The organism is Streptomyces sp. NPDC033180, from assembly GCF_055577645.1.
In genome coordinates, this window is the sequence record NZ_JBVIPU010000001.1 from 537541 (window position 1) to 556378 (window position 18838).

An 18838-nucleotide genomic window follows, 5' to 3' on the forward strand; every position below is an offset into this window, starting at 1 on the left:
ACATACCGGCACGTCCCCTCGCGTCTCGATGCCGACTGCGGGCGCGTGGCACTGTCCCACCCCCACCCCACCTGCCACCTCCCCCTCGCCCCGCCGCACTCTTGCTCCCACCCGCCCCCATCATCGCGGGGCAATCGGGCGAGTGGGCGGGAAAGCTTGTTCGGGCAGGGGTGGATGCGGGGTGAACGGGTGAGTGGGCGGGGGAGGCCCGCTTGGGGGCTTCAGCGCCGGGCACGGTGACGCCATGCGAAAGTGTGGCCATGGATATTGCGTGGGAGCAGCGCGTGGCCGAGGCGTGGGCCTCGGTCGAGGAGTACGACGACCGGGGCGCCGAGTTCCGGAAGATCATCGACGCCCTCGTCGAGGAGTTGCCCGACGGCAGTCCCCTCGGCCCCTTCGAAAGGGCCTGCGCCTTCGACTCCACCGGCCACTCGGACCGCGCCGTGCCCTTGTACCGGGAGGCGTTGGAGAAGGGGCTCGACGGGTATCGGCGGCGGCGCACCGCCATTCAACTCAGCAGCTCGCTGAGGAACATCGGGCATGCGGAGGAAGGCGTCGCGCTGCTCGAAGCCGAACTCGGCGAGCCGAGTGACGAGTTGGACGACGCCGTTCGCGCCGCCCTCGCCCTCTGCCTCGCCACCCTCGGCCGCGAACGCGAAGGCCTGGCCCTGGTGCTCGGCGCCCTCGCGCCCCACCTCCCGCGCTACCAGCGGTCGATGGGCAATTATGCTCGAGAGCTCACAGAGAGGTGACCATCCGACGATTCGCTCGTTTTGCTGAACGTGTCGTCGAATGTGAAGTCCCCCTCCCCGCCCCGTGATCTCTCCGGCGTCGTCGATGTCGAGCAGGCCGAAGCCGCCCTCGTCGAGCACTACCCACGCCTGGTCCGGCTCGCCTACCTGGTCCTTCCGCCCAGCCTCGGGCGCAACCGGCGGGTCCTGACCGCCCACGCCCTGACTCAGCGCGCGCTGCCCCGCAGCCGCAGGTCGGGCGACGCGGAGGTCATCCCGGAGCAGCGCTCGGGAGACGGGCGAGGCGGCGACCCCGGGTACGCGTACGTACGGCTGCGTGTCGTCGGCACCGCGCTCGACGCGGGGCTGCCGCTGAGGCGGAAGGCCTGGCCCAAGCGAGCGCAGTTGCCGCCCCTGCTGCCGCAGGTCTGGGGGCTGAGGCTCTTCCCGCGGTCGGGAGGCGCCGACGAACTCGCCCTGGACCAGCGCCTCTCGGCCCTCTCGGGCCCCGCCCGGGCCGCGTACGTGCTGCGCGGCCTCGAGCGCCTCCCCGACGGCGACGTGTGCAAGGTGCTCGCCGCCGCCGGAGTCGAAGAGCCGGCGGAAGCACTCGTCGAGGCCGACGGCGTGGTCGCGGCGTACGACCTGCTCAGGTCCCCCGAGTTCGACCCCTGCTCGCTGCAGGCGCGGCCCACCGATCTGATGCGCCGCAGGCAGCACATGAAGGCCGCGGGCGTCGCGCTCGCGGCCGCCCTGGTCTGCGGGGCGCTGCTCGGCCTGCCGGGCGACGGGTGGGGGCCCGACGGGGCCGCGGCGCCCGCGTACGCGAGGAACCCCGCGGGTCAGGCCGCTCTCGATCCCGAGCAGGTGACGAAGGTCGCGGCCGGTGTGTGGAAGAAGTCCGCCCGCGCCGACTTCTCCGTCTGGCCGGCCAGGGGCGCGCTCGTCGACGACGACGCCCTGCTGCGGCGGGCCCTGGCCGTCTGGGCACGCCCCGGTGAATCGGTACAGGTCTCGGCCACCCCCGGCACGGCGGCGGGCGCACCCCCCGGACCCGCGCAACTGCTCTTCGCCGGCGAGGTCGACGCGGCGCGGGTCGTGCTGCTGTACGACGGACTGCGCATCGTGCGGTACGCCGAGCCCAAGGACGGCACCAGCGGAGCCGCACTCGACTTCGCGCGCGTGGACGGCGCCACCAGCGCCGAGGCGGGAGCCCTGGTGGTGAACCGCGTCGACGGCAACGTCCGGTATCTGACCGCGCCTTGGGTGGGCGGTGTCGCCGTACGCGACCTCCTGAAGCCGGAGGGGAGCGCCGCTGCCCTGAAGCGGGACGGCGAGGGTGTCACGGCGCCGTTCGCCAGTCCGGCGCAGGCCCGCGCGTGCACCTCGTGGAACGCCCTGCAGCTGCGGGACGACAGCGGGATGAACCGTCTCTCCACCGACCTCGGCGAACTCGTCCCCGCCCATCTCACCACCGGCCGCCCGCAGGCCCCGCGCGAGGCCACGGCCGCGAACTGGTCATCGGCCGCCTGCTCGCTCGCCGACGCGCGCTCGAACGGCGTGCGGTCGGTGAACTCCTGGCAGTACGCACGCCAGGCGCTGCCCGAGGCGAACGGCTCAGCGGTCTGGCTCTGCACCCGGGCCGACACGTGGCGGGGCGACGGGGGCCGGGCCCTCGCGCAGTTCCAGGCGGCGGGCGCGGCCGCGGTCGCGGCGAAGGCCGAGGACTCCGCGGCGTGCGGGGCGCGGGAGCCTTCGGTGCTCGCGGGAGTGCGGTGGAAGTCCCGGGGCGGCAACTGGTACCTGCTGGGAGGCGGCAGCAGGGACGTCGTCTCGCTCAGGGCGTCCGGCGGGTCCCGGACCCCCGGCAACACCGTGGCCGCGCCCCTGGAACGTGGCGCTCGCGCCGGGCTCACCGGGCGGCTGGCGGACGGCTCGAAGGTGTCGACGCTGCGTTGATCCCTCAGGCGTCGGACGGGCGCAGCTCCCGCAGATCCTTCTCCAGGAGCATCACGCCGTACGTGCTCCCGTCCGCCGCCACCTTCCCCGGCAGCTCCCCCACGACCGTGTAACCCGCCGCCTCGTAGTACTCCCGCAACCGCGGGTTGGTCGACACGCAGTCCAGGCGGCAGCGGTCCCGGCCCGCATCCGCGATCCGCTGCTCCGCGCGCGCCAGCATCGCGCGGCCCGTTCCGGCCGGGGCGCCGCGTCGTGTCATCAGGCGGTGCACGTAGCCCGCTACGGGCGGCTGTTCGCCCCAGGCGGGCTCGTCCGCCCACCACACCTCGTACGCGCCGGTGACCATCTCGCCGTCATGGGCGAGCCAGACCTCGTCCGACGCGATCCGCCCGCGGAAGTGCTCCGCGCCCTTCTCGCCCGGCTTCCACTGGTCGATCCCCCGGCCTCGCATCCAGTGCGCGGCACCGTCGTAGAGGGCGACGAGGGTCGGGATGTCCTCTTCGCCGGCCAGGCGGTGGGTCAACTGCTCTGCTCCTGCGGTGCGAGTGCTATCAGGCGGGTGATGAGCTCGGCGAACGGCCCGTCCGGGGGCTCCTCGGCGAGGATGCGGCGCAGGATCGCGGCCATCTCGTCGTCGTACGCGGCGCTCACCGCGGCGAGCGCCGCGAAGTCGTGCACCAACTGCAGCTCGAGCTCGGCGCGCGGGATGCGGCGTCCGTCGAGCCAGATGAGTGCCGTGGACTCGGCGAGCGAGATCCAGGAGCGGACCACCAGTTCGAGCCTGGCGGGCGGGCCCGTGATGCCCAGGTGCGTGAGGATCTGGACGTACGCCGCCTGCCGCACCGAATCGATCAGCGCGTTGGTGGTGGACGAGCCGACGGCGGGGCCGCCACGCATCAGCGCGGAGAAGCCGGGGCCGTGGCCGTCCACGAAGTCCAGGAAGCGGCCCATCACGCGCAGCAGGCGCGCGCCCAGCGGTCCTTCCCTCGGCTCCACGAAGCGCTCGGCGAGATCGTCCGCCGCGCGTTGCAACGCCGCTTCGTACAGGCTGAGTTTGCCCGGGAAGTAGTGGTATACCAGCGGTCGCGAGATGCCCGCGGCCGCCGCTATCTCGTCGATGGACACATCGTCGGGCGAGCGGTGGCTGAACAGGTCGAGCGCGACCCCGATCAACTGCTGCCGCCGCTCCTCGACACCCATTCTGCGGCGCACCCCGGTAGTCATGCGAACACCTTACCGAGCAGAACCGGCCGCCCAAGGGGCCGGTCCACCCCAACCGTTCACATCTCTCGCCCCTGCCTCACATGTCCAGGACGATTCGGTCACCGCCCGCCCTCGACACACAGATCAGCATCGAGTCGGCGCGCTCGGCGTCAGTGAGCAGTTCGTCCCTGTGGTCGATATCCCCTTCCAGGACCCGCTGTTGGCACGTTCCGCAGAAGCCCTGCTCGCAGGAGTACGCGGTGTTGGGCAGCGCCGCGCGCACCGCCGAGAGGACCGTGGTGTCCGCGGCCACGGACAGGGTCCGGCCGCTGCGGCGCAGCTCCACCTCGAAGGTGCCGTTGCCCTCCGTGGAGGTGTGGGGCGTGAAGCGCTCCAGGTGCAGCTCGGCCCCTTCCGGGAGCGCCGCCGCCACCGCCTCCATCAGGCCCTCGGGGCCGCAGACGTGCACCGCGGTGCGGGGCGCCAGGTCCGTGAGGAAGGCGTCGAGATCCGGGCGTCCGCCCTCGTCCTCAGCGACCACCGTGAGCCGCCCGGCGTGGGTCCCCGCCAGCTTCTCCACGTCCTCCAGGAACGGCATCGAGGCCCGGGAGCGGCCCCCGTACAGCAGCCGCCACGCACGGCCCGCGGCCTCGACCTCCCGCAGCATGGGGAGGATCGGGGTGATGCCGATGCCGCCCGCCACGAAGACGTACGCGTCGGCGTCGGCCAGCGGGAAGCGGTTGCGCGGGCCGCGCACCTCGACCTCCGTCCCCTCCTGGAGCTGTTCGTGCACCTCGCGCGAGCCGCCCCGGCCGCCCTGCTCGGCACCGATGAGGCGGGTGGCGACGGTGTACGAGGAGGTGTCCTCGGGGTCCCCGCACAGCGAGTACTGGCGGACGAGTCCGGAGGGAAGGACCAGGTCGAGGTGGGCGCCCGGCTCCCAGGCGGGCAAGTGGTCGCCTTCCAGGCGCAGTTGTACGACTCCTTCGGCGACCGCCTCGTGCCGGGTGACGACCAGGCGCAGCGCGCGGGAGCGCGGGCGGCCCGAGACCGGCTCCTGCAGGGCGGGCAGCGGCCAGAGCGGGGAGGCGTCGATACGGCGCCGCATGGCCCGCTTGGCGAGCAGGGCGGCGCCCGTGACGAGCAGGACGGTGCGGATGCGGGGCATGTCAGCGCGCTCCCTTCGGCAGCGATTCCGTCGCGGTCTCGGCGGCGGTGGCCGCCGGGGAGGAGGCGAGATAGGCGACGGCCTGTGCGGTGCTGCCCTCGTGGGAGGGGTGGTAGGCGCGGCTCAGATAGCGGGGGATGGAGCGGACCATGTCCTGCGTCGTGGGCAGCGTGCCCTGTTTGCCGCCTTGGTAGAAGTCCTTGAACGACGCCTTGCCGCCGATGAGCGTCGGGTCGTTCTCCATGAAGAAGCGCGCGCCGCGCTGCCACAGGAAGACCAGTGCGGTGAAGGCCGTGGCCCAGGTGCGTGCGCGGCGGCGGTAGCTCCCGTCGACGTGCATGAAGAGCTCGAAGGCGACGGAGCGGTGCTCGACCTCTTCGGCGCCGTGCCAGCGCAGCAGGTCCAGCATCGTCGGGTCGGCGCCCCTGCGGTCCAGCTCCTCCGCGTTCAGGACCCAGTTGCCGAGGAAGGCGGTGTAGTGCTCGATGGCCGCGATCATCGCGACGCGCTCCATCAGCCACCACTTGCGGGCCTTGCCGGGCGGCAGCGTCCTGTCGCCGAGCATCTTCTCGAAGAGCCAGTCGACCTGGGCGGTGTAGGGCGTGGGGTCGAGGCCCTGCTCCTTGAGGTGCGGCAGGACCTCGTCGTGGGCCTGCGCGTGCATCGCCTCCTGGCCGATGAAGCCGATCACGTCCTCGCGGAGCCTGTCGTCACGGATGTACGGCAGGACCTGCTTGTACACGTGGACGAACCAGCGTTCGCCCGCCGGGAGAAGCAGATGCAGCACGTTGATCGTGTGCGTGGCGAAGGGGTCGCCCGGCACCCAGTGCAGCGGGGTGTCCTCCCAGGAGAAGGAGACTTTGCGCGCCTTGAGCGGTATGTGCTCGGACGCGACAGGCTTCGGCTCCCGGCTCTGCGTATTAGACATGGCGTCAATGTACTGACGGGTAGGCGTGTGGGTACAGGTCCGTGCGTCGGTTAATTGGGCAGTGCGTTTCAAGCGGTACGCGCGTGCGGGTCAGTTCGTCCGGCGCAGCGCGAGGAGCGCGATGTCGTCATCGCGTTCGTGCCCGAAGCACGCGAGGAGCGTGTCGCACAGCTCGGCGACGCCCCGCGGCGCACCCGCCGCCGCGATCCGCAGCTGCTCCATCGACACCGCGAGGTCCATGCCCCGCGTCTCGATGAGCCCGTCCGTGACCATCAGCAGGCGCTCGGTCCGTTCCAGGGTCACCTCGCTCGGCTGCGGCCGGGCGAGGCCGAGGCCGAGGAGCGGCCCCCGCACGTCGACGTACGCGGCCGTGCCCTCGTCCCGCACCACGAGCGGTGGGATGTGGCCCGCGTTGGCGATCCGGGTGTGCCCGGTGGCCGGATCGACCAGGCTCAGGCACATCGTGGCCGTCACGCCCGGATGGTAGTGCTGCAGCATCCGGTCAAGGCGCCCGGCGAGCGCGCCGGGGTCGGGGTCCTCGACGCAGTACGCGCGCAGCGCGTGCCGGATCTCGACCATCACGGTGGCCGCCTCCAGCGAGTGCCCGACGACGTCACCGATGCCGGTCAGGACGCCGCCGGGCACCGGAAGCGCCGCGTAGAAGTCCCCGCCGATCTCGGTCTGGCGCGACGCCGGTTCGTAGCGGACGACGACATCCGTGCCGGGCAGTTCCGGCAACTTCGACGGCAGGAAGCTGCGTTGCAGGGTCAGCGCGACATGGCGCTCCTCCTCGTACATCAGGAGCGGTTCCGCGGCCAGTGCGGTGGCGTGGGCGAGCCGCTCGACGAGGTGCCCCGTCTCGTCGGAGAGGCCCTCGCGGTACGCGGGCGTCGCGAGGCACACCAGTGTGCGCCCTTCGTTCAGCCGGGCCAGGACGAGGTCGGCCTCCTCCGGCGTCCCGTCGCACCACTGCCCGACTCCCCCCACCGAGCGGAAGAACCCGGCCGGCCACAGCGGGGCCGGCACGACCGTATGCCGCACACCCGTACGCCCCGACATGATGCGCCGCATCAACCGGGCCACCGCCTCGTGCGCCCCGGGGTCGGGCAGCGAAGCGGCGGCTCGGCGCCGGGAGAGCCCCCGGTGGATCTCCCCGTCCGCGCCGAGCACGAACACCGTCGCGGGGGTCTCGGTCAGCCGCTCCGTGCCGGTGGCCGCCGCGTCCGCGAGCTCGCCGAGGCAGCGCGCCGACTGCACGGACAGGATCGTCCCGGCGAGCAACGCGAGCCGCCCGGCCCGGAGCTGGGCGTCACTGCGGGAGCGCGCCCCGCGCGCCGCGGCCCGTACGACCGCCTGGATCTCCTCGGGTTCGGCGGGCACCGTCAGGTAGGACTCGCCGCCCGCGTCGAGCCCTCGGCACCGGTCGGCGGGCGGGCGGGCCGCCGCCGAGAAGTGGACGACGGGCAGGCTGGCGATGGGCGGCAACTGCTTGATGCGGCGGCAGAGTTCGTAGCCGCTCATGTCGGGCAGGCCGACGTCGACCAGGGCCACGTCCGGCAGGTCCCCGGCCCGCATCCGCACGTCGAGTTCGATCAGCGCCTCGCTGGCGCTCGCGGCGAGCAGGACCCGATGGCCGTCCCTGCGCAGGACGGCGCTCAGCGCGTACCTGCTCGCAGGCACGTCGTCGACCACCAGGACCGTGCTGACTGTGCTCACTGCCTTGCCCTTGACGCTCACGCGGGACAGCCCCTCGGCGCGGAACGGGGCAGGCCGACTCGTGCCTGCCCCATCAAGTTAGCGCGCCGGGACACCTCCCGGGGGAAGTCGGCGGCAGTACGACCCGGAACGGTGGAGGTCATCGAACCCGCCTCGCACGGACTCGGCCCGACAGTAGAATTGCCGACTTCGGCCTGTTCGGGGGAACAGGTGAGGAGTACACCCTCGTGACCTTCGCCTTCCGCGGGGCGTTCAACGGAGTGCCGCCCACTCCCTGTACTCCTGCTCCTGAGGACCTCATGACCCAGCACGTCACCGCCGCCCTTCCCGCAGACGCATCGGCCGACGGCTCCGCGCCCCGTGCGTGGTGGCGCGACGCCGTCATCTACCAGGTGTATCCGCGCAGCTTCGCCGACGGCAACGGCGACGGCATGGGCGATCTGCCGGGCGTCACGGCCCGCATCCCCCATCTGAAGCGGCTCGGCGTGGACGCCGTCTGGCTCTCCCCCTTCTACGCGTCCCCGCAGGCCGACGCCGGTTACGACGTGGCCGACTACCGCGCGATCGACCCCATGTTCGGCACCCTTCCGGACGCCGACGAGCTCGTACGGGAAGCGCACGCGCTCGGACTGCGGGTGATCGTCGACCTGGTGCCCAACCACTGCTCGGACCAGCACGAGTGGTTCAAGCAGGCGCTGCGCGAGGGCGAGGGCTCCTCGGCGCGCGAACGCTTCCACTTCCGGCCCGGCAAGGGCACCGGCGGCCAACTCCCGCCCAACGACTGGGAGTCCGTCTTCGGCGGTCCCGCCTGGACGCGGGTCGCGGACGGCGAGTGGTACCTCCACCTCTTCGCGCCCGAGCAGCCCGACTTCAACTGGGACCACCCGGCGGTGCACGAGGAGTTCCGCTCGATCCTGCGCTACTGGCTCGACCTCGGCATCGACGGTTTCCGCATCGACGTGGCCCACGGCCTGGTCAAGGCGGCGGGGCTGCCCGACATCGGCCACGAGGAGCAGGTGAAGCTGCTCGGCAAGCAGTCCGTCCCCTACTTCGACCAGGACGGCGTGCACGAGATCTATCGCGACTGGCGGCGGATCCTCGACGGGTTCGCGGGCGACCGCATCGCCGTGGCCGAGGCGTGGACGCCGACGGTGGAACGCAGCGCGCGGTATCTGCGCCCCGGTGAGCTGCACCAGGCCTTCAACTTCGAGTATCTGACGACCGGTTGGGACGCGTCCGCGCTGCGTGCCGTCATCGACCGCTCCCTCGACGCGATGAACGCCGTGGGGGCGCCCGCCACCTGGGTGCTCTCCAACCACGACGTCGTACGCCACTGCACCCGCCTCGCCGACGGCGACGCGGCGCGCGGCCTCCGCCGGGCGAAGGCCGCCACGCTGCTGATGCTGGCGCTGCCCGGCTCGGCGTACATCTACCAGGGCGAGGAGCTCGGCCTGCCCGAGGTGACGGAGCTGCCGGACGAGGTGCGCCAGGACCCGGCGTTCTTCCGCAGCACGGGGCAGGACGGGACGCGGGACGGGTGCCGGGTGCCGCTGCCGTGGTCCGGGGAGCGGGCGCCGTTCGGCTTCGGGCCGGTCGAGGGCGGCCCGAGCTGGCTGCCGCAGCCCGCCGACTGGAAGGACCTCACGGTCGAGGCCCAGGAGGGCGACCCCGCATCGACCCTGGAGTTCTACCGCAGGGCGCTCGCCGTGCGCCGCGAGCACCCCGCCCTCGGCGCGGGCCGCGACGTGGAGTGGCTCGACGCCCCCGAGGGTGTCCTGTCCTTCCGCCGCACGACGCCGCGCGGTTCGGTGGTCTGCACGGTGAACCTCACCGCCCGCCCTGTCACGGTCCCGGCCCCCGGCACTCTCCTCCTGTCGAGCAGCGACGAGCTGTCGAGCAGCGACGAGACGCCCGACGCCGACGGGACGATCGTCCCCGCGGATTCAACGGTCTGGTGGGCAGCCTGAGATGTGACCGGTACAGTCCAATCCTGTGACCGCGCGACTGGCCGACATCGCAGCGCAGGCGGGGGTCAGCGAGGCGACGGTCAGCCGGGTGCTCAACGGCAGGCCCGGCGTCGCCGGGGCCACCCGCCAGTCAGTGCTTGCCGCACTCGACGTGCTCGGCTACGAACGCCCGGTGCGGCTGCGCCAACGCAGCGCGGGCCTGATCGGTCTGATCACGCCGGAGCTGGAGAACCCGATATTCCCCGCGCTCGCCCAGGTCATCGGCCAAGCCCTGACCCGGCAGGGTTACACGCCGGTTCTCGCCACCCAGACGCCCGGCGGCTCCACGGAGGACGAGCTGACGGAGATGCTCGTGGACCGCGGCGTCTCCGGCATCATCTTCGTCTCGGGCCTGCACGCGGACACCTCGGCCGACATGCAGCGCTACGAACAGCTGCGCGCGCAGGGCGTGCCGTTCGTCCTCGTCGACGGCTTCTCCCCCAAGGTGCAGGCACCCTTCATCTCACCGGACGACCGGGCCGCGATGCGCCTCGCGGTCACCCACCTCGTCTCCCTGGGCCATACACGGATCGGACTCGCCCTGGGCCCCAAGCGGTTCGTGCCCGTCCAGCGGAAGATCGAGGGCTTCGTACGCACGGTGCGGGACCAGCTGGCACTGACCCCGCAGGAGATCGAGTCGGAGCTGGTCCAGCATTCGCTGTACACGCTGGAGGGCGGGCAGGCCGCGGCGTCCGCGCTCCTGGACCGCGGCTGTACGGCTGTCGTGTGCGCGAGCGACATGATGGCCCTGGGGGCGATACGGACGGCACGGCAGCGCGGATTCGAGGTCCCCGACGACATCTCGGTGGTGGGATTCGACGACTCCCCGCTGATCGCGTTCACCGATCCGCCCCTGACCACGGTGCGTAAACCCGTCCCGGCGATGGGGCAGGCGGCGGTGCGTACACTCCTCGAGGAGATCGGCGGCACTCCCGCCCCGCACAGCGAGTTCGTCTTCATGCCGGAGCTGGTCGTTCGGGGTTCAACCGCTTCTGCCCCTCGGGGGCGCACTCGTCCGTAGGGCGTAGAGAATGCGACCTGAACCAGACCTTGGGATGATCGGTCGGAGGGTCGGTATCTGGCAGACTCTGTGCCTATGGGTGAGATGACTGTGACGACACTGGAAGGCCAGCAGCGGCCCACCACAGCACCCATCGCGGGCGAGCGAGAAGACCGCAATGGGCGGACTTTCCTGCGTCGTCTGCGTACGCCCCGACGCCCCCGGCTCTGGTTCGAGATCCTGCTGATCGCGGTGAGTTACTGGACCTACTCCCTGATCCGCAACGCGGTGCCGGAACAGAAGTCGCAGGCCCTTCGCAACGCCGACTGGATCTGGCGGGTGGAGCAGCACCTCGGGATCGCCGTGGAGGAGAGCGTCAACCACGCGGTGAACTCGGTGACATGGCTCATCGTCGGCATGAACTACTACTACGCGACACTGCACTTCGTGGTGACGCTCGGAGTCCTGGTCTGGCTGTTCCGGTGGCACCCGGGACGTTACGCGGCCACGCGCATGGTGCTCTTCGCGACGACGGCGGTGGCCCTCCTCGGCTACTACCTGTATCCGCTGGCACCCCCGCGCCTGATGAACGGCCACGACTTCATCGACACGGTCCTGGTCCACCAGACCTGGGGCTCCATGGCCTCGGGCGACCTCAAGCACATGTCGAACCAGTACGCGGCGATGCCCTCGATGCACATCGGCTGGTCCCTGTGGTGCGGCCTGACGATCTTCGCCCTGGCCTCGGTGCCGTGGGCGAAGGTGCTCGGCCTGCTCTACCCCACGGCGACCCTGATCGTGATCGTGGCCACCGCCAACCACTTCTGGCTCGACGCCGTGGGCGGCATGATCTGCCTGGCGTTCGGCTTCGCGGTGGCCTGGGCCTGGTACGGAGCGATGCCGCACCGGCTGCCGCGTGAGGTGGCGCTGCGTGAGGACCGGGCTCCGCTCCTGCCGGCCAAGGTCAGGGCCAGGTTCAAGGCCTGAGCAGGCAGGTTCAGGGCCTGAGCGGAGCCCCGTCCCCGCTGTCACGGGTGACGGTGGGTGATGTGTCCGCCGGACACGGTGAGCCGGACCGGCGCCTGCGCCACTTCGTCGGCGGGCGCTTCCACGGGGTCGAGTCCCAAGGCCGTGAGGTCAGCCCGGAAACCGGGCGCGATACGCCCCGCGACGCCGGCTTCTCCGGCGGCGATCGCGGCGTGCGAGGTGCAGCCCTCCAGGGCTTGGAGCCCGGTGAGCCCCTGTGCCTGCCCCGCCGCTCCACGGGGCGCTCGCGCGGTGGCCAGGACCTCACGAGCGTCGTAGTGCGCGATGGGCCAGTCGGAGCCCAGGGCGACGACCGCACCCGCGTCCCGCAGATCCCGGGTCCGCCAGGCCCGTGCGGCCCGCTCGTCCCCAAGGCGCTTGGACCACTCGTCGGTGTGGTCGGCGCGCGTGTACGCGGTGTGCGGCGGCTGCATCGAGGCGATCACCCCCAGCTCCGCGAAGCGCGGGACCGTGTCGTCCGGCACGGTCTCGATGTGCTCGATCCGGTGCGCGAGGCGGCCGCCGGGCCCCAGTGAGGCCACGGTGTCGAGCACGTGCCGTACGGCGGCGTCCCCGATGGCGTGGGTTGCCGTGCGCACGCCGGCCGCGTGCAGGTGCCGTACGGCGTGCGCGTAGGCCCGCGGGTCCGGCCAGAAGGCCTCGGTCCCCTGCCCGTGGCAGTCCGCGTGCTCCAGCCAGGCGGTGCCGCCCTCGACGGTGCCGTCCATGAAGAACTTGGCGCCGCCGACCCGCCAGAGCCTGCCCGCGCGCGACTGCAGGGCGATCAGCTCGGCCAGGCCTTCGTCGTCGACGCCCGGCATGCACCAGGGGGCGAGCCGCAGGCGGAGGGGGAGCTGCGTTTCGCGCTCGACCGAGGCGAGCAGTCCGGGTACGTCATCGCCGCCGAGGTCCATGACATGGGCGCCGGTCAGGCCGGTGGCCGCCATCGCGGAGAGCAGCTCGACCAGGCGGGTGCGGCGCTGGGCCCGGGAGGGGCTGGGCAGGACGGGAGCGAGGAGGTCCATGGCGGCGTGCTCGACGAGGTGGCCGGTGGGACGACCCTCGTCGTCGCAGACGACGGTGGCGCGCTGGGCGAAGGTGCGGGGCCCTTCGACACCCGCCGCGCGGAGGGCGGCGCCGCTGGCCAGGGCGGAGTGGCCGTCGTAGAGGCGGATGAAGGCGGGTGCGCCGTCGAGGGCGTCCTCGATGAGGCCGCGGTGGACCGGCCGCCCGCCGAAGGCGTTGTGGTCGAGCCCCCAGGCGATGACCCATCCCTCGACGCGGTCTGCTGTGCGCAGGGCGGCGCGGAGCTGGTCGATGTTGTGTACGCCGCTGAGGTCCCGGCCGGTGGCCATCTCCAGGCCCCAGACGGGGTGGCTGTGGGAGTCGACGAGGCCGGGGGTGAGGGAGGCTCCGCCGAGGTGGACGGTCTCGGTGCGGGGGCCGCGCCAGTCGCGTACGTCTGCTTCGTCGCCGACCGCCGCGATGTGTCCTTCGTGGACGGCGAGGGCGGTGGCGTGGGGGTGGGCGGGGTCGAGGGTGCGGATGTGGGCGCCGGTGAGGATGAGGTCGGCCGGGGGCACGGGGGAACTCCGTTCAGGTGGGGTGGGTACGGACCTGCTGCGCGGGAGCTTTGGCTGCCCTCGTCACCGGCTTCGCCGAGTTCGTCCTCAAACGCCGGACGGGCTGATTGGTTCAGCCCCTCCGGCGTTTGAGGAGCGGGTCTGGGGGCGGAGCCCCCTGCGCGGCGGAGCCGCCAACAGATGCAGCCGGGGAGGGGCGGGGTTGGGGACGATTCAGTTCGGCTCCGCCGCGAAGCCCTCGTACACCTCAGGCCGGCGGCGGCGAAGCCACAGCGCCAGGAGCAGTCCCAGGACGAACACCGCAGGAGCCACCCCCACCAGGATGGTGTTCACGAAGGGGCTCGCCCCGGTGAATACGTCTATGTGCGTGGCGACCAGGACCAGCGCCGCGCTCAGCAGCACCGAAGCCGCCACCGGCGCGACCACCGTCCGCAGCACGCCCTCGCCGTGGCTTATCCGCCGGAAGTAGAGGGGGACGGCGACCGCAGCGATCAGCTGGAGCGCCAACAGGCCGATCATCCCGGGGGTGTTGACCCACAGCAGAAGCTGAGCGTAGGGATCCGCGCCTGCCGCCGCGAAGGCGATGACCACCACCGCCCCAAGGACCGTCTGCGCCGCACCCGCCACATACGGCGACCGGTGCCGCCCGTGCACCCGGCCGAGCGCCTTCGGCAGCACCCCCTCCTCCGCGAGCCCGAGCCCGTACCGGTTGATCGCGTTGTGGAAGGCCAGCAGCGACGCCAGCACGCTCGTCACGATCAGCACGTGCATCAAGTCGGCGGCCCAGCCGCCCACATAGGTCGTGATGGCCGAGAAGAAGAGGCCCGCCGGGTCCGATCCGGCCGCCTTCACCACCGCTTCGTCGCCGAAGGCCTGGATCACCGTCCAGACGACGAAGGCGTAGAACAGCCCGAGGAACGCCACCGCGATGTACGTGGCGCGCGGCACCGTACGGTCGGGATCGCGCGCCTCACGGCGGTAGATGACGGTCGACTCGAATCCGGTGAACGCCGCGAAGGCGAAGGCGAGTACGGCGGCCGTGCCGGGGACGAGGACGTTCCCCGGGGCGAAGCCGGCCAGGCTCAGGCCCTCCGCGCCGCCGCCCTTGATGAGGACACCTCCCGCCAGCAGCACCAGGATTCCGGTCTCGGCGACGAGCAGCACGCCGAGCAGCTTCGCGCCGAAGTCGATCGAGCGGTATCCCGCGTACCAGATCAGGAGCAGCCCTGCGAGGGACACCGGCAACCAGGGAATGTCCGTGCCGAACAGGGCGAGGGCGGTGTCCTGCGTGGCGGTGCCCAGGAGTCCGTAGACCCCTATCTCCATGCCGTTGTAGCCCAGCATGGCGAGCAGCGCCGCGGCGATGCCTGCGGGACGGCCGAGGCCCCGCGTGATGTACGCGTAGAAGGCGCCGCCGCTGCGGACGTGGCGGCTCATCGCGGTGAACCCGACGGCGAACACGGCGAGCGTGATCCCGGCGAGCAGATAGCCGACGGGTGCGCCGATGCCACCCAGGGAGATGGCGATGGGGGCGACGCCCGCCATGACGGTGAGCGGGGCGGCGGCGGAGATGACGAAGAAGGCGATGTCGGCGGTGCCGAGGGAGCCGCCGCGGAGCGTGGGGCCGGTCTCGGCGGGTGGGGTCGGGGTGGTCACGGACATACGGAGGCAAGCCCTTCTGCGGCAGGCGGGGCAGGCGAGGGCAGGGACCGCGGCGGTGGGGGTAACCGCCGGATCCCCAAACCTAAAGGCTTTCGGTTTGCGCAATGTAGCCTCCGGCATGGGCGTACGGGAAGACCCTGGCGCCGGGGAGCCCCTGGCCCCTGGAAGACCTGGCGAGGAGATCGGATTCATGGGACGGCCGCGCACACCCCTGCTCGACAGGGAGCGCATCACCACCACCGCGCTCGCCCTCGTCGACGAGAAGGGCGACTTCAGCGTCCCGCAGATCGCCAAGCGCCTCGGCGCGCAGACCGGCTCCGTCTACCACCACGTGGACGGCCGCGACGGCATCGTGGAGCTGCTGCGCGAGCGGGTGTGCGACGCGATCGACGGCGCCACCCTCGACCCACGACGCCCCTGGGACGCGTCCCTGTCCGCCTGGGCCCACTCCTACCGCGCCGCCTTCGCGGCCCACCCCCGGGTCATCCCGCTCCTCATGACCTCACCGGTGCGCGCGCCTCGCGTACTCGATCAGTACGAGGGCGCGGTGACGCTGCTGATGGACGCCGGGTTCGCCCTCGCCGACGTCATGCCGGTGATCATCGCCCTGGAGAACCTGGTGCTCGGCTCGGCCCTCGACCTGGCGGCACCGGAGGCCATGTGGGAGCTGCCGGACGAGACGTCGACGCCACGGCTCGCGCGGGCGCTCGACGCCGTGCCGGAAGGCCGCGCCGACCGGGCGTTCGAGCTGGCGCTCGCGGGGTTCCTCGCGCACGCGCGGACCCTGCTCGGGCCCCGGGCCCACTACGCCCCGTAGAACCTCTCCTCCATCACGGCCCGCGCCCTGCGCGTGGTCCGGCGGTAGTCGTCCAGCATGTCTCCCACGTGCCCGGGGTCGTAGCCCAAGTACCGCCCCACCGCCGCCAGTTCACGGCCGTCCGAGGGGAACGTGTCACCCGCCCTGCCGCGTACCAGCATCACCGCGTTGCGCACCCGCGCGGCAAGGACCCACGCCTCGTCCAGGATCGCCGCGTCCTCGGTCGGGATCAGCTCGGCCGCGCAGGCCGCGGCGAGTGCCTCCCGGGTGCGGGTCGTGCGCAGGCCCGGCTCGACCCATCCGTGGGTCAACTGCATGAGCTGGACGGTCCATTCGACGTCCGAGAGCCCGCCGCGGCCCAGCTTGGTGTGCAGGGTGGGGTCGGCGCCGCGCGGCATGCGTTCCGCCTCCATGCGGGCCTTCAGACGGCGGATCTCGCGGACGGCGTCCTCGCCCAGGCCCTCCGCCGGGTAACGCAGCGGGTCGACGAGGTCGATGAAGGCGCGGCCCAACTCGGCGTCACCCGCCACCGGTTCGGCCCGCAGCAGCGCCTGGGACTCCCAGACAAGTGACCAGCGGCGGTAGTAGGCCTCGTACGAGGCGAGGGTCCGCACCAGCGGGCCGCTCTTGCCCTCCGGGCGGAGGTCCGCGTCGATCAGCAACGGCGGGTCGGAGCTGGGGAGTTGGAGGAGTCTGCGCATCTCCGAGACCACCTGGGATGCCGCCTTCGCCGCCTCGTGGTCGCCGACGCCCTCACGGGGCTCGTGGACGAAGAGGACGTCCGCGTCCGAGCCGTAGCCCAGTTCGTGGCCGCCGAAGCGGCCCATGCCGATCACCGCGAACCGCACCGGCAGCGTGTCGCCCCAGCCTTCGCGGACCACCGCCCGCAGGGTCCCCGCGATCGTGACCGCCGTGAGGTCGGAGACCGCGTCGCCCACCCGGTCGAGCAGCGCGCCGGGGTCGGCCGCCACGGGGCTCTCCTCGGTGCCGTACGAGCCGATGATGTCCGCCGCCGTCGTGCGGAACAGCTCGCGGCGGCGGACGCCTCGCGCCGCCGTCACGGCCTGTTCGGCGCCGTCCGCGCGACCCACCGCGGCCAGGGCTTCCTGCTCCAGGTGGGCGTGGTCGCGCGGTTCGAGGCCGCGCTGGTCGCCGAGCAGGGCCACCGCTTCCGGGGCCCGCAGGAGGAGGTCGGGGGCCAGTCGCCCGGCGGACAGGACGCGGGCGAGGTTTTCGGCCGCCGCACCCTCGTCACGCAGGAGCCGCAGGTACCAGGGGGTCTTGCCCAGGGCGTCCGACACCTTGCGGAAGTTCAAGAGGCCCGCGTCGGGGTCCGCCGAGTCCGCGAACCAGCCGAGGAGCACGGGGAGCAGGGTGCGCTGGATCGCCGCCTTGCGGGTGACGCCGGAGGCGAGGGCCTCCAGGTGGCGCAGGGCGGCGGCGGGGTCGTGGTAGCCGAGGGCCACCAGGCGTTCGCGGGCCGCCTCGGTGCTCAACCGGGTCTCTACGGGGGCGAGTTGGGCCACGGCGTCCAGGAGCGGGCGGTAGAAGAGCTTCTCGTGCAGGCGGCGCACGACCGAGGTGTGCCGCTTCAACGCGCGGTTCAGCTCGGTGATCGGCTCCGTGCGCATGCCCAGGGAGCGGCCGATGCGCCGCAGGTCGGCGTCGTCCTCGGGGATGAGGTGGGTGCGCCGCATCTTGAACAGCTGGATGCGGTGCTCCAGGGAGCGCAGGAAGCGGTAGGCGTCGTCGAGCTGGACCGCGTCCACGCGCCCCACATAGCCGCCGGCCGCGAGCGCCTCCAGGGCCACCAGGGTGGAGCCGCTGCGGATCGAGGTGTCACCGCGGCCGTGCACCAACTGCAGGAGCTGTACGGCGAATTCGACGTCCCGCAGGCCGCCGGGGCCCAGCTTCAGCTCGCGGTCGACCTCGCCCGCGGGGATGTTCTCCACGACCCGGCGGCGCATCTTCTGCACGTCGGGCACGAAGTTGTCGCGCTCGGCCGCGTGCCAGACGAGGGGTGCGAGGGTGGCGACGTACTCCTTGCCGAGGTCCAGGTCCCCGGCCACCGGACGTGCCTTGAGCAGCGCCTGGAACTCCCAGGTCTTGGCCCAGCGCTGGTAGTAGGCGAGATGGCTGCTGAGGGTGCGCACGAGGGGGCCGTTGCGGCCCTCCGGGCGGAGGTTGGCGTCGACCGGCCAGATCGTGCCCTCGACCGTCGTCTCCGAGCAGATCCGCATCATGTGCGAGGCGAGCCGGGTGGCGGCCTGGATCGCCTTGCCCTCGTCGGCGGCGTCCATGCCGCCTGGGCCCTCTGCGGGCTCGCCGACGAAGATGACGTCGACGTCCGACACGTAATTCAGCTCGTGGCCACCGCACTTGCCCATCGCGATGACGGCGAGTCTGCACTGCGCGGCGTCCGCGGGGGCCGCCTGCTCGGCCATGGTGAGCGCGGCGCGCAGGGTCGCCGTCGCCAGGTCCGCGAGCTCGGCGGCCGCCTCGGCCAGGTCCGTCGTACCGCAGACGTCGCGGGCCGCTATGGCGAGCAGGCAGCGGCGGTAGGAGACGCGCAGCGAGACCGGGTCGGTGGCGTCGGCGAGGCCGCGCTCGAACTCCTCGACGCCGGGGTGCAGGTCGGCCAGCTCGTACGTGACCAGGGCCCGCCAGTCGCGGGGGTGCCTGGCCAGGTGGTCGGCGAGGGCCTCGGAGGCGCCGAGCACGCCGAGCAGCCGGTCGCGCAGCGGCTTGGCGCTGACCAGGGTGTCGAGGAGCTCCCTGCGGCCGGTGTCGTCGGACTGCCCCTCGACCAGGCGTACGAGGCCGAGGAGCGCCAGGTCCGGGTCGGCGGCCACGCCGAGGGCGTCGAGGAGCACCGGGTCGGTCCGCACCGCGGACAGCTCGGGAGCGCCGAGGAGCCGCTCGGCCGCGGACGGATCGGTGAAGCCATGCCGCAGCAGTCGCGTAAACGTACTGCTTCTGCGCCCTTGCGGCACCGTCATCCTCGCGCCTCCGTTCGATCTCCTGGCCCGAGCCTACGGC

At 72.3% G+C, this 18838-nt stretch carries 14 protein-coding genes; 6 read left to right on the forward strand and 8 right to left on the reverse strand.

What is annotated here, in order from left to right; translation table 11 throughout:
- The first annotated feature begins 260 nt into the window (after positions 1-260).
- On the forward strand, positions 261-752 hold the full coding sequence (locus ACZ5WE_RS02510; RefSeq protein ID WP_467690578.1) for a tetratricopeptide repeat protein: 492 nt from the start codon (positions 261-263) through the stop codon (positions 750-752).
- Positions 753-782: 30 nt separating this feature from the next.
- Positions 783-2690, forward strand: coding sequence for a hypothetical protein (locus ACZ5WE_RS02515; protein ID WP_469157274.1), 1908 nt, complete (start codon positions 783-785; stop codon positions 2688-2690).
- A gap of 4 nt (positions 2691-2694) precedes the next feature.
- Here ACZ5WE_RS02515 and ACZ5WE_RS02520 read toward each other — a convergent pair whose 3' ends face one another.
- From ACZ5WE_RS02520 to ACZ5WE_RS02540, 5 genes are all read right to left on the reverse strand, one after another.
- Complete coding sequence (locus ACZ5WE_RS02520) at positions 2695-3213, reverse strand: GNAT family N-acetyltransferase (protein ID WP_467690582.1); 519 nt, start codon at positions 3211-3213, stop codon at positions 2695-2697.
- The gene (locus ACZ5WE_RS02525) at positions 3210-3914 is read right to left on the reverse strand and encodes a TetR/AcrR family transcriptional regulator (protein WP_467690584.1); all 705 of its coding nucleotides are present in this window, start codon (positions 3912-3914) and stop codon (positions 3210-3212) included. The genes ACZ5WE_RS02520 and ACZ5WE_RS02525 overlap by 4 nt, the downstream gene beginning before the upstream one ends.
- Before the next feature lie 76 nt (positions 3915-3990).
- Complete coding sequence (locus tag ACZ5WE_RS02530) at positions 3991-5061, reverse strand: PDR/VanB family oxidoreductase (RefSeq protein ID WP_467690585.1); 1071 nt, start codon at positions 5059-5061, stop codon at positions 3991-3993.
- A 1-nt stretch (position 5062) separates the two neighbouring features.
- Positions 5063-5989: a metal-dependent hydrolase gene (locus ACZ5WE_RS02535; protein ID WP_467690586.1), complete on the reverse strand. Its 927-nt coding sequence runs from the start codon at positions 5987-5989 to the stop codon at positions 5063-5065.
- A 90-nt stretch (positions 5990-6079) separates the two neighbouring features.
- Positions 6080-7705 carry a SpoIIE family protein phosphatase gene (locus ACZ5WE_RS02540; protein ID WP_467690587.1) on the reverse strand — a complete coding sequence of 542 codons (1626 nt, stop codon included), beginning with the start codon at positions 7703-7705 and terminating at the stop codon, positions 6080-6082.
- 299 nt (positions 7706-8004) lie between these two features.
- Between ACZ5WE_RS02540 and ACZ5WE_RS02545 the strand changes: the two genes are divergently transcribed.
- The 3 genes from ACZ5WE_RS02545 to ACZ5WE_RS02555 all read left to right on the forward strand — a co-directional run bounded on the left by ACZ5WE_RS02545 (position 8005) and on the right by ACZ5WE_RS02555 (position 11698).
- Entirely contained in the window at positions 8005-9672 is a 1668-nt protein-coding gene (locus ACZ5WE_RS02545) for a glycoside hydrolase family 13 protein (protein WP_467690914.1), read from the forward strand.
- Positions 9673-9697: 25 nt separating this feature from the next.
- The gene (locus tag ACZ5WE_RS02550) at positions 9698-10732 is read left to right on the forward strand and encodes a LacI family DNA-binding transcriptional regulator (protein WP_467690589.1); all 1035 of its coding nucleotides are present in this window, start codon (positions 9698-9700) and stop codon (positions 10730-10732) included.
- A 75-nt stretch (positions 10733-10807) separates the two neighbouring features.
- Complete coding sequence (locus tag ACZ5WE_RS02555) at positions 10808-11698, forward strand: phosphatase PAP2 family protein (protein ID WP_467690590.1); 891 nt, start codon at positions 10808-10810, stop codon at positions 11696-11698.
- A 41-nt stretch (positions 11699-11739) separates the two neighbouring features.
- On the opposite strand, the gene ACZ5WE_RS02560 is transcribed toward ACZ5WE_RS02555, so the two are convergent.
- On the reverse strand, positions 11740-13320 hold the full coding sequence (locus ACZ5WE_RS02560; RefSeq protein WP_467690592.1) for an amidohydrolase: 1581 nt from the start codon (positions 13318-13320) through the stop codon (positions 11740-11742).
- A gap of 213 nt (positions 13321-13533) precedes the next feature.
- The gene (locus ACZ5WE_RS02565; protein ID WP_467690594.1) at positions 13534-14982 is read right to left on the reverse strand and encodes an APC family permease; all 1449 of its coding nucleotides are present in this window, start codon (positions 14980-14982) and stop codon (positions 13534-13536) included.
- A 190-nt stretch (positions 14983-15172) separates the two neighbouring features.
- On the opposite strand from ACZ5WE_RS02565, the gene ACZ5WE_RS02570 reads away from it, so the two are divergent.
- Positions 15173-15799 carry a TetR/AcrR family transcriptional regulator C-terminal domain-containing protein gene (locus ACZ5WE_RS02570; protein WP_467690595.1) on the forward strand — a complete coding sequence of 209 codons (627 nt, stop codon included), beginning with the start codon at positions 15173-15175 and terminating at the stop codon, positions 15797-15799.
- On the opposite strand, the gene ACZ5WE_RS02575 is transcribed toward ACZ5WE_RS02570, so the two are convergent.
- Positions 15787-18798, reverse strand: coding sequence for a bifunctional [glutamine synthetase] adenylyltransferase/[glutamine synthetase]-adenylyl-L-tyrosine phosphorylase (locus ACZ5WE_RS02575; protein WP_467690597.1), 3012 nt, complete (start codon positions 18796-18798; stop codon positions 15787-15789). The two genes, ACZ5WE_RS02570 and ACZ5WE_RS02575, sit on opposite strands and share 13 nt — an antisense overlap.
- Between the last annotated feature and the right edge of the window lie 40 nt (positions 18799-18838).